This is a genomic window from Streptomyces sp. NPDC057428 (assembly GCF_042803195.1).
GTDB lineage: Bacteria > Actinomycetota > Actinomycetes > Streptomycetales > Streptomycetaceae > Streptomyces.
In genome coordinates this window covers 1-9926 of sequence record NZ_JBHVCT010000136.1, presented here as the reverse complement: position 1 = coordinate 9926, position 9926 = coordinate 1, and the positions used below count along the sequence as shown (strand labels likewise).

Here is a 9926-nt window from a genome sequence, read left to right as displayed (position 1 = left end):
AACGCGGGGGACCAGCGCATCCAAAACCGTTCGGGATGCGCGCAGTGCCGGGCAGTGGGTCCAAGGCTCACTCCTGCTCACTGATTAGGAACGGTTCTGGATGGACCGGAACATACGCTCGGTAGACGACGTACTGAAGCTCATGGACAGCCTGTTCGCGCCAGAGGCCGACCGGTGGACCAGCGAGGCGGGGGCGTGGTGGGACGGCTTCTACGCGGACCGGTCGAAGCCTGTGCCGTTCTTCGTCGACAAGCCGGACGAGAACCTCGTCTCCGCGCTCGACCGGGGCCTGATCGCGCCCGGCCGCGCACTCGATCTCGGTTGCGGGCCGGGGCGCAACGCGTTGTTCCTCGCCTCGCGGGGCTTCGAGGTGGACGCCGTCGACCTGTCGCCCGGCGCCATCGCCTGGGCCCGAGAGCGAGCCGGTGAGGCGGGCGCCGACATCCGCTTCCACTGCGGTGACGCCTTCGCAGAGGGAGCGACGACCGGGCCGTACGACCTGATCCACGACTCGGGCTGCTTCCACCACCTGCCGCCCCACAGGCGCGTCAGCTACCTCCGGTTCGTGGAGCGGTCCCTCGCGCCCGGCGGGCACCTCACCCTCACCTGCTTCGCCTCCGGCGCGATGGGCTCCGAACTGCCCGACGCCGAGCTCTACGGGGCGGGCGGGCTGCAGGGCGGGCTCGCCTTCACGCCGGAATCGCTCCGCTGGATCTTCGAGGGGATGCAGGAGGTCGAACTGCGCCGGATGCGGGACGAACCGGCCGAATCCCCGTACTTCGGCGAGGACTTCCTCTGGACCGCACTGTTCCGCAAGGACTCACCGGGCCGGGCGCCGAGCAGCGATCCGACGACGGTGGGCAGGCCGCCGGCCCTACGGCCGGTGTAGACGCGGGCGACGGCGCACCCGTTCTCCTCGTTGGCGTGGGTGATCCGTTCGGGAACGCCCTGCAACGGCACATGCGTATCCACGCCGGAGATGAGCAAGAGAGTCCGCCTGTTACGGTGCGCCGATGTCATCGATCAAGCAGTTCCAGGTCACCTTTGACTGCGCAGAACCTGAGCGCCTCGCTCGTTTCTGGTGCGAGGTGTTGGGGTACGTCGTATCGCCGGTGCCGAAGGGGTTTGGCACATGGGACGACTACCATCGCTCGCTGCCGCCTGAGCATCAGGTGCAATGGTTCTCCTGCGTTGATCCCTCAGGTGTGGGCCCGCGGCTGCTCTTCCAGCGCGTTCCCGAAGGCAAGGTCGTCAAGAATCGCGTGCATCTCTGCGTCCGGGCAGGCACCGGGCTCGTGGGTGAAGTGCGCCTCGCCACACTCCAGGCCGAGTGCGCACGGCTGGTCGCGCTCGGCGCGGTAACGTGCAAACGCTGCTTGCCGATGGCACCAACGAGTCGTGCATCGTGATGCAGGACATCGAGGGCCACGAGTTCTGTCTCGACTGAGCCCGTGTAGGTGCCCTGTCGCCGGGTACGTACCCGGCGGTCTATCGGCGCAGTTCCACGCAGGCCGACGGATAGGTGTCGCAGTAGCTCTTGAACCGCCGCACGGAGGTGGCCTCGAGTGCGGCGTGCGCGACAGCCCTGGAGAGGGTGTCGGCAGCTGCGGAGCTGAGCCTGGTGAGCACTCGCATGTCGTCCGGAGCGGCATTCGAGAGCCTCCGACCGGTGCCCGTGGCCACGGAGAAGACGGTGTCGCCGTCGGACAGGGTGTGCGAGGGGCTGATCGCCCGGGCCAGTCCGTCCTGGGATGCGGCGGCCAACCTGGTCAGCGCCCCGTTTTCCATGGCCGCGCTGGTCGCGACGACCGCGATCGTGGTGTTGTGGGCGGAGTCGGCCGCCTCCTGCGGCGTCACAGGGGCCGATGCGCACTCCGCTCGGGAGGGCTTGCGCAAGCCGGCGAACTCGTCGCCGATGCCCAGTTCGGCTCCCCGCAGCGTGCAGTCCTTCGGGTTCACCACGCTTCCCAGCGCGTTGACCACGACGAGCGCTCCGACCACGGTTCCGTCGTCCAGCGTGACGCTGGCCGTACCGACGCCTCCCTTGAGCCCCGCGGTGAGGGCGCCCGTTCCCGCGCCCACGGTCCCTTGGCGCACAGGGCCGCCCCTGGCGGCCTGCATCGCCCGGTATCCCCAGGAGGCCGTCGGCCGTGCCCGGTCACTGCCTCCCCTTCCGATGTCCCAGATCACCGCTCCGGGCACGATGGGAGCCGACATCCCCTCGTGGTCCTCCAACCAGTGCATCGCCCCGACACCGACGTCCAGTCCCCAGTCGCTGCCGCCTGTCAGAACGATCGCGTCGACGCCCGGGTTGGCGTTGAGGGGGTCGAGGGTGTCGGTCGTCCACGTGCCCGGGGATCCCCCACGCACGTCGACACCGGCGAGCGCTCTGGCCGACGGGTACACAACGGTCGATCCGGTGAGATGAGGTGCCCGGGTGGACTGCACCTGACCGACCCGGACACCGGGGACGTCGGTGATGGCGTTGGAGAGCCCCGGCTCCGGGGCCCGCGTCTGCCCGGCAGCCGGAAACGCTCCGGCACCGCCGAGCACGAAGCCCGGAAGCGCAGCCGCACAGAGCAGCCCCACCGCCAGGAGGCGGGTACGTCGGAAGACCATGTCGACCTCTTTCCAGGAGCTGCGGAGCCACACCGGCCGCTCCACCCGATGGCGGCATGGGGAAAGCTATAGGCACGGCCCACGCGCCGGTCGGCGACGCGCAGGTGTGGGTCCGTTCGGGAACAGGCATCGCCCGGGTGCAGCGGCCGGCGCCGGGTCAGCTACCTCCGGCGCGTGGAGCGGTCCCTCGCACCCGGCAGGCACCTCATCCTCACCGGCTTCGCCTCCGGCGCGATGGGCTCCGAACTGCCCGACGCGGAGCTCTACGGCGCGGGGGATCCCGGCGGCCGTCCGGCCCCGTTTCCTGAGGATGACGCTCCCTCAGCCCCGCCCGGACCGACTGTCAGTACCCGGACCGGAAGGCCGAATGGGGCCCGGCCCACAGGCCGGACCCCCCTCGCTTTCCCCCTCCGTCGGGCTTCCCGAATCCCCCCGGACCCCTCCCCGGAAGTCCCGACGCTGAGTACGACCGGGGAGGGTACGCAAAGGTTGCACGCCTTGGCCTTCTCTTTACCGAAGCCTTCAGGCAGGGCTCTCAGCAGGCATGTTCCGCGTAACGCGCGGCAACTTCGGCGACGACCTCGGCGCCGTCCCGTGCCCGCAGGCCCTCGTTAAAGATCTCGACCTCGATCGGACCGTCGAACCCGGCCGTCTCCACCTGGGCGCGCAGCACACGGAAGTCCACCCAGCCCTCGCCCAGTTGGCCCCGGCCCACGAGGACTCCGGCCGGGAGCGGAGTGATCCAGTCGGCGAGCTGGAAGGAGTGGATCCGACCCTCCGCACCGGCCCGCGCGATCTGCGCGGGCGCCTGGTCGTTCCACCAGACCTGGTAGGCGTCGACGACCACCCCACCTGCTCCGCGGGGAACCGCTCGGCGAGGTCCAGCGCCTGGGACAGGGTGGAGGCGACGCAGAGGTCCGAGGCGAACATCGGGTGCAGCGGCTCGATGGCGAGACGTACCCCTCGCGCCTGTGCGTACGGCGCGAGCTCGGCCGGCGCTTCGGCGATCCGCTCCCGGGCGGCGTACAAGTCCTCCTGCCCGTCGGGGAGTCCGCCCGAGTCCAGGACGAGGGTGTCGGTGTTCACGCCTGCGGCCTCGTCGACCGCCGCACGGTTGTCATCCAGGGCGCGGGCACGCTCGCCGGGGTCGGTCGCGGTGAGGAAGCCGCCCCTGCAGAGGCTGGTGACGGTGAGGCCCGCGTCCGCGAACAGCCGCCCCGCGCGCTCCAGCCCGTACGCCTGCACGGGCGCCCGCCAGAGGCCCACCTGTCCTGCGTGTCACGAAAGTTCCTCCGTACGGCCGCAGCAAGCGTTTTCTATGAGGTATGACGCTAGCCTGCCGACAGCAGCGGCCCGGACAAGAGGGGCCGCTCCACAACTCCTCGGAGGAGAGCGATGACAGTCACCCTGGCGGACGTTGCGGCCCGCGCCCGGGTGTCCCCGGCCACCGTGTCCCGCGTGCTGAACGGCAACTACCCGGTGGCGACGTCCACCCGTGAACGGGTCCTGCGCGCGGTGGACGACCTGGACTACGTGCTGAACGGCCCGGCCAGCTCACTCGCGGCCGCCACGTCCGACCTGGTGGGCATCCTGGTCAACGACATCGCGGACCCTTTCTTCGGGATCATGGCCGGGGCGGCTCAGAGCCAGATCGGCGGCCCCGGCGACGGTTCCGGCCGTGCGGGCGGGGAGAAACTCGCCGTCGTCTGCAACACCGGCGGCTCCCCCGAGCGCGAACTCACCTATCTGACCCTGCTCCAGCGCCAGCGGGCCGCCGCCGTCCTCCTCACCGGCGGCGCACTGGAGGACCCCGCCCACCAGGCCGCGATGGCCGCGAAGCTCACGAAGCTCGCGGACGCCGGGACCCGGATCGTCTTGTGCGGGCGTCCCCCGCTCGAGGAAGGCGACGCGGTGCTGGCAGCGCTGGCATTCGACAACCGGGGCGGGGCCAGGCGCCTGACCGAGCATCTGATCGGCCTGGGGCACCGGCGCATCGGCTACATCGCCGGTCCGCTCGAGCGCACCACGACCCGGCACCGGCTGGAGGGCCACCGCGAGGCGCTCAAGGCGGCGGGGCTGTACGGGGACGAGGAGAACGTCACCGTGCACGGCCCCTACGACCGTAGCTCCGGCTACGACGCCGCGCTCGAACTCCTGTGCCGCGAGCCCGGCCTGACGGCCGTGGTCGCCGCCAACGACACGGTGGCACTGGGTGCCTGCGCGGCCCTGCGGGACCGGGGGCTCCGCATCCCCGAGGACGTCTCGGTGGCCGGTTTCGACGATCTGCCGTTCTCGGTGGACGCCGTACCCGCGCTGACGACCGTACGGCTGCCCCTCTTCGAGGCGGGGGCTCGGGCGGGCCGGCTGGCGATGGGCAAGGAGACCCCGCCGCCCGGAGGCGTCGCGACCATCGCCGCCGAGCTCATGGAGCGGGGTTCGACGGCGGCTCCCCGGGAGGGATGAGGCATTCCTCCAGGGGCAGGCGTACGGCGCGGGGCCCGCACCGACGAAAGGACACAGATCGTGAAGCTCGCTTTCTCGACCCTCGGAGTACCGGGCATGCCCGTCGCGGACGTGGTTCGGCTCGCGTCCGGGCAGGGCTACCAGGGGGTCGAACTGCGCGCCCACCCGGAGGAGCCGGTGCACAGCGGACTCGACCCGGCCGAACGGACGGCCGTGGCAGAGGAGTTCAAGCGCGGCAGGGTCGAGATCCTTGCCGTCGCGGGGTACGCGAGGGTCTCCGCAGCGGGTGACGACGAGCCGGTGCTCGCGGAGCTCGCCGGACTGGTGGAGCTGGCCCACGACCTCGGGGCGCCGTATGTCCGGGTGTTTCCGGGAGGCGGGGGCCAGGACCCCGCCGAGGCCGACGCCGTCGCCGCCCGCCGGCTGAGGGCGGCCGCCCCGTACGCCGCCGACCTGGGCGTACGGATCCTCCTGGAGACCCACGACTCGCACCGCGCCGGAGCCGACGTGGCCCGTGTGGTGGGCACGGTCGGACACGGGCAGATCGGCGCGATCTGGGACGTCATGCACACCTGGCTGGCCGGCGAGGAACCGGCCGCCAGTCATGCCGTACTGGCACCGCACCTCGGTTACGTCCAGTTCAAGGACATCGCCTCCGCCGAGGACACCACGCCGCTCGCACTCGGCGCCGGGGTGCTGCCCCTCAAGGCGTGCCTGGACACGCTGGACCCGGACAGCTGGGTCTGCTGGGAGTACGAGAAGCGCTGGTACCCAGGTGCGGCCGGCCTGCCGGAGCTGCTGACCGCAGGACGCGAGCACATCCTGCGGCTCGGCTCACCGAAGCAGTAGTTCAGGCCCGCGCCCCCTCGATCGGCCTGAGCGCCGGGGCGGCGGCGCGGGGCCGGGCGAGCGAGGTCAGCGCCACCCCGCCGACCAGCAGCGCCGCCGCGCACCACCGCAGGGGGCTGATCGGCTCGCCGAGGAGGAGGGCGGCCGACGACATCCCGAAGACGGGCACGAGCAGGGTGAACGGCGCCACGGACGAGGCCGGGTAGTGGCGCAACAGGAAACCCCATGCCCCGAAGCCGAAGACCGTCGTGATCCAGGCGACGTACACGATGATGCCGACGCCGCTCCGGTCCAGCGCGGCCAGCGCCTCGGCGTCACGCTCCCAGCCCTCGAAGAGGAGCGAGAGGCCGAAGAGCGGCAGTACGGGCACCGTCGCGACCCACACCATGAAGTTGAGGGAGTCCGGCGGGGCCGCCTTGCGGGTCAGGACGTTCGACACGCCCCAGCAGGCGGCCGCGGCGATCACCAGCACGAAGGCGAGCGCGGGACCGCTCGCACCCTCGTCGACCGCCGCCAGCCCGATGCCCGCGAGGGCCACCACCATCCCCAGCATCCTGATCCTGCCCGGTCGTTCACCGAGCACCAGCGCCGCGAACAGGGCCGTGAACACCGCCTGGACCTGGAGCACCAGAGAAGACAGACCGGCAGGCATCCCCCGGTCCATGCCGATGAAGAGCAGCCCGAACTTCGCCACTCCGAGGACGAGTCCGACGCCCACGATCCACTTCCAGGCGACCTTGGGGCGCCCGACGAAGAACACCGCGGGCAAGGCGGCGACCAGGAAGCGCAGGGCGGAGAAGAGCAGCGGCGGGAAGTGTCCGAGACCAAGCTCGATGACGACGAAATTGACACCCCAGGCGGCAGCCACCACGGCGGCCAGGGCTATGTGAAGGGGACGCATGGACCGAGGATCACCTGCTCGGACCATGTAGCACCAGCGCGCATTTCTTCATGGTGGAATTGAGCATCGCTAACGAATCGGCACGGTCCGGGAGGTTCCGATGCTTGATCTGTCCCGCCTGCGCGCCCTGCACGCCGTCTCCGTCCACGGCTCCGTCGCGGGTGCCGCCGCCGCGCTCGGCTACACGGCTTCGGCGGTGTCCCAGCAGATCACCAAGCTGGAGCGGGAGACCCGTACGACGCTCCTCGAACGCCGCGGTCGGGGGGTCGCACTGACCGACGATGCGCTTCATCTAGCAGCCACCGCACAGCAGTTGCTGGCCATCGTGGAACAGGCCGAGACGACTCTGGAGGAGCGCAGGGGGCAGCCGACGGGCCGGCTGTCGATCGGCGCCTTCGCCTCCGCCGCGCGCGGGCTGCTGCCCGCAGTGCTGGCGGACCTGGCCGGGGAGCATCCGGCGCTGGACGCCAGGCTGACCGAGGTCGACCCCCATCTGTCGGTCGACCTGGTGGCGAAAGGGGTGATCGACCTCGCGGTCGCGCACGACTGGGACATCGCGCCGCTGCCGGCCCCGGAGGGTGTCTCGCAGGTGGTGCTCGGTGACGACCTGTGCGATCTGCTGGTACCCGGGGGCCACGCTCTCGCCGGGCGGGAATCGGTCCGGCGAGAGGAGCTGGCCCCGGAGCGCTGGGTGTGCCAGCCGCCCGGCACCGTGTGCCACGACTGGCTCGTACGGACCTTGCGTGCGGCGGGCTGTGAGCCGGACATTCGGCATCAGGCGGAGGAGAACCACACGCAGCTCGCCCTGGTCGCCGCCGGACTCGGCGTCGCGATGATTCCCCGGCTGGGCCGGGGTCCCCTGCCGGCGGGCGTGGTCGCCGTACGGCTGGATCCCGTGCCGGTGCGGCGGCTGTACGCGCTGTGGCGTACGGAGACGGCGCGGCGCCCCGCGATCGTCGCCGCGGTGTCCGCGCTGCGGGGGCACGGGGCGGGAGCCGGACTGTCCTGACGGCGGGTCCGGCCCCGGGCCCCGGACGGCCGCGGGGGCGGTCCGCGTCCCACCGTCGCGGCGCAACTCCGCGAACACCGGGGCGTGCGCCGGCCCCTGTGCGCGTCCTGGCGCTTTCTCGGACCGCCCCCTTGACTGGTAGTTACTTTCCATATATCCGTACTTCTTGGAAGTTTCTTTCACCATCGGAAGGGGCTCACGTGCACTACCGCACCTCCAGACGCACCCTCCTCACTGCCACAGCAGCCACGGCCGTAGCCGCCGTGACCGGAGTGGCAGCCGTTCCCGGGAGCGCCCAGGCGTCCGCGTCCGGCGCCGCCTCCGACAGGCACCTCGAGCGCCTCATCGCACGGATGAGCCTGGAGGAGAAGGTCGGCCAGCTCTTCGTGATGCGGGTGTACGGGCACTCCGCCACCGCGCCCGACCAGGCGGACATCGACGCCAACCTCAAGGAGATCGGTGTCCGTACGGCCGCCGAGCTGATCTCGACGTACCACGTCGGCGGGATCATCTACTTCGCCTGGGCCCACAACACCCGTGACCCGCACCAGATCGCCGATCTCTCCAACGGCATCCAGCGTGCGGGGCTCGCCGGGCGCACCCCGCTGCCGCTCCTCGTCTCCACCGACCAGGAGCACGGCATCGTGTGCCGCGTCGGGGAGCCGGCGACGCTGCTGCCGGGTGCCATGGCGCTGGGTGCCGGCGGTTCGCGTGCCGACGCGCGACGGGCGGGCCTGATCGCCGGGGCCGAACTGGCGGCGATGGGCATCAACCAGAACTACGCCCCGGACGCGGACGTCAACGTGAACCCGGCCAACCCGGTCATCGGGGTGCGTTCCTTCGGCTCCGACCCGCAGTCCGTGGCCGCCATGGTGGCCGCGCAGGTGAAGGGCTATCAGGGCGCCGGGATCGCCTCCACGGCCAAGCACTTCCCCGGTCACGGCGACACCAGCACCGACAGCCACACCGGCCTCCCCGTCATCACCCACACGCGGGAGCAGTGGGCGGAGCTCGACGCCCCGCCGTTCCGCGCCGCGGTGGCCGCCGGCATCGACTCGGTCATGACGGCGCACATCGTGGTGCCCGCCCTCGACCCGTCCGAGGACCCGGCGACACTGTCCCGCCCGATCCTCACCGGCATCCTGCGCGAGGAGCTCGGCTACGACGGCGTCGTGGTCACCGACGCCCTCGGCATGGAGGGGGTCCGCACGAAGTACGGCGACGAGCGCGTCCCCGTCCTGGCGCTGCTGGCCGGCGTCGACCAGTTGCTCAACCCGCCGGACCTGAAGGTCGCCTGGACCGCCGTCCTGAACGCCGTGAAGAGCGGCGAGATCAGCGAGGCGCGCATCGAGGAGTCGATCCTGCGCATCCTCCGGCTGAAGACGAAGCTCGGTCTGTTCCGCGACCCCTACGTCACCCACCGGGGGGTCGACCGCACCGTCGGGGTGCGGTCGCACCTCGCCGCGGCCGACCGGATCGCCGAGCGGACCACCACGCTCCTCGCGAACGACGGTTCGCTGCTGCCGCTCTCCCGCCGCTCCCACCGGAGTCTCCTGGTGGTGGGGGCGGATCCGGCCTCGCCGTCCGGCACGACGGGCCCTCCGACCACGACGCTCGCCACGGCCTTCGGCGAACTGGGGTACACCGCGACGGCACTCTCGACCGGCACCGCTCCCACCCAGGCGAAGATCGACGAGGCGGTGGCCGCCGCCGCCGGCAGGGACGCGGTGGTCGTGGGCACGTACAACGTGTCGGCGACCAGCTCGCAGCGCACCCTGGTCCGCGCACTTGCGGCGACCGGCGTCCCGGTGATCACACTCGCGATCCGGAACCCCTACGACATCGCCCAACTGACCGGCACGGGCTATGCGGCGAGCCTCGCCGCCTACTCGTGGACGGACGTCGAACTGCGGGCCGCCGCAAGGGTGATCGCGGGCCGGGCCGATCCGGTCGGGAGGCTCCCGGTCCCGGTGCAACGGGCGGACGCGCCCACACAGACGCTGTTCCCCGTCGGCTACGGACTCTCGTACAGGTCCTGAGTCCCGGCACGAAGGGGGCCCGCCGGGTACGAACCGCACCCGGCGC

At 71.4% G+C, this 9926-nt stretch carries 7 protein-coding genes and 2 pseudogenes; 6 read left to right on the top strand and 3 right to left on the bottom strand.

Features of this window, described 5'->3' with window-relative positions; translation table 11 throughout:
- Positions 1 to 100 precede the first annotated feature (100 nt).
- Both ACFU5K_RS29890 and ACFU5K_RS29885 read left to right on the top strand, forming a co-directional pair.
- Positions 101 to 889, top strand: coding sequence for a class I SAM-dependent methyltransferase (locus ACFU5K_RS29890; protein WP_384067230.1), 789 nt, complete (start codon positions 101 to 103; stop codon positions 887 to 889).
- Between the two features lie 124 nt (positions 890 to 1013).
- Positions 1014 to 1447: pseudogene (locus tag ACFU5K_RS29885) on the top strand (VOC family protein).
- 41 nt (positions 1448 to 1488) lie between these two features.
- Here the strand turns inward: ACFU5K_RS29885 and ACFU5K_RS29880 are convergent.
- Together ACFU5K_RS29880 and ACFU5K_RS29875 are read right to left on the bottom strand one after the other, a co-directional pair.
- A complete protein-coding gene (locus ACFU5K_RS29880) occupies positions 1489 to 2619 on the bottom strand; it encodes a P1 family peptidase (RefSeq protein WP_384067228.1) in 1131 nt (376 codons plus the stop codon).
- Between the two features lie 535 nt (positions 2620 to 3154).
- Positions 3155 to 3891, bottom strand: a pseudogene (locus ACFU5K_RS29875) (sugar phosphate isomerase/epimerase family protein); the annotation flags it as partial.
- 123 nt (positions 3892 to 4014) lie between these two features.
- On the opposite strand from ACFU5K_RS29875, the gene ACFU5K_RS29870 reads away from it, so the two are divergent.
- Positions 4015 to 5082 carry a LacI family DNA-binding transcriptional regulator gene (locus ACFU5K_RS29870; RefSeq protein WP_384067225.1) on the top strand — a complete coding sequence of 356 codons (1068 nt, stop codon included), beginning with the start codon at positions 4015 to 4017 and terminating at the stop codon, positions 5080 to 5082.
- A gap of 60 nt (positions 5083 to 5142) precedes the next feature.
- A complete protein-coding gene (locus ACFU5K_RS29865; RefSeq protein WP_384067223.1) occupies positions 5143 to 5931 on the top strand; it encodes a sugar phosphate isomerase/epimerase family protein in 789 nt (262 codons plus the stop codon).
- A 1-nt stretch (position 5932) separates the two neighbouring features.
- Here the strand turns inward: ACFU5K_RS29865 and ACFU5K_RS29860 are convergent, their stop codons facing one another.
- A complete protein-coding gene (locus tag ACFU5K_RS29860; RefSeq protein ID WP_384067220.1) occupies positions 5933 to 6832 on the bottom strand; it encodes an EamA family transporter in 900 nt (299 codons plus the stop codon).
- 100 nt (positions 6833 to 6932) lie between these two features.
- Between ACFU5K_RS29860 and ACFU5K_RS29855 the strand changes: the two genes are divergently transcribed.
- Complete coding sequence (locus ACFU5K_RS29855) at positions 6933 to 7841, top strand: LysR substrate-binding domain-containing protein (protein WP_384067217.1); 909 nt, start codon at positions 6933 to 6935, stop codon at positions 7839 to 7841.
- 200 nt (positions 7842 to 8041) lie between these two features.
- Positions 8042 to 9880 (top strand): glycoside hydrolase family 3 protein, encoded by a 1839-nt coding sequence (locus tag ACFU5K_RS29850; protein WP_384067215.1) that lies wholly within the window; start codon positions 8042 to 8044, stop codon positions 9878 to 9880.
- Positions 9881 to 9926 lie beyond the last annotated feature (46 nt).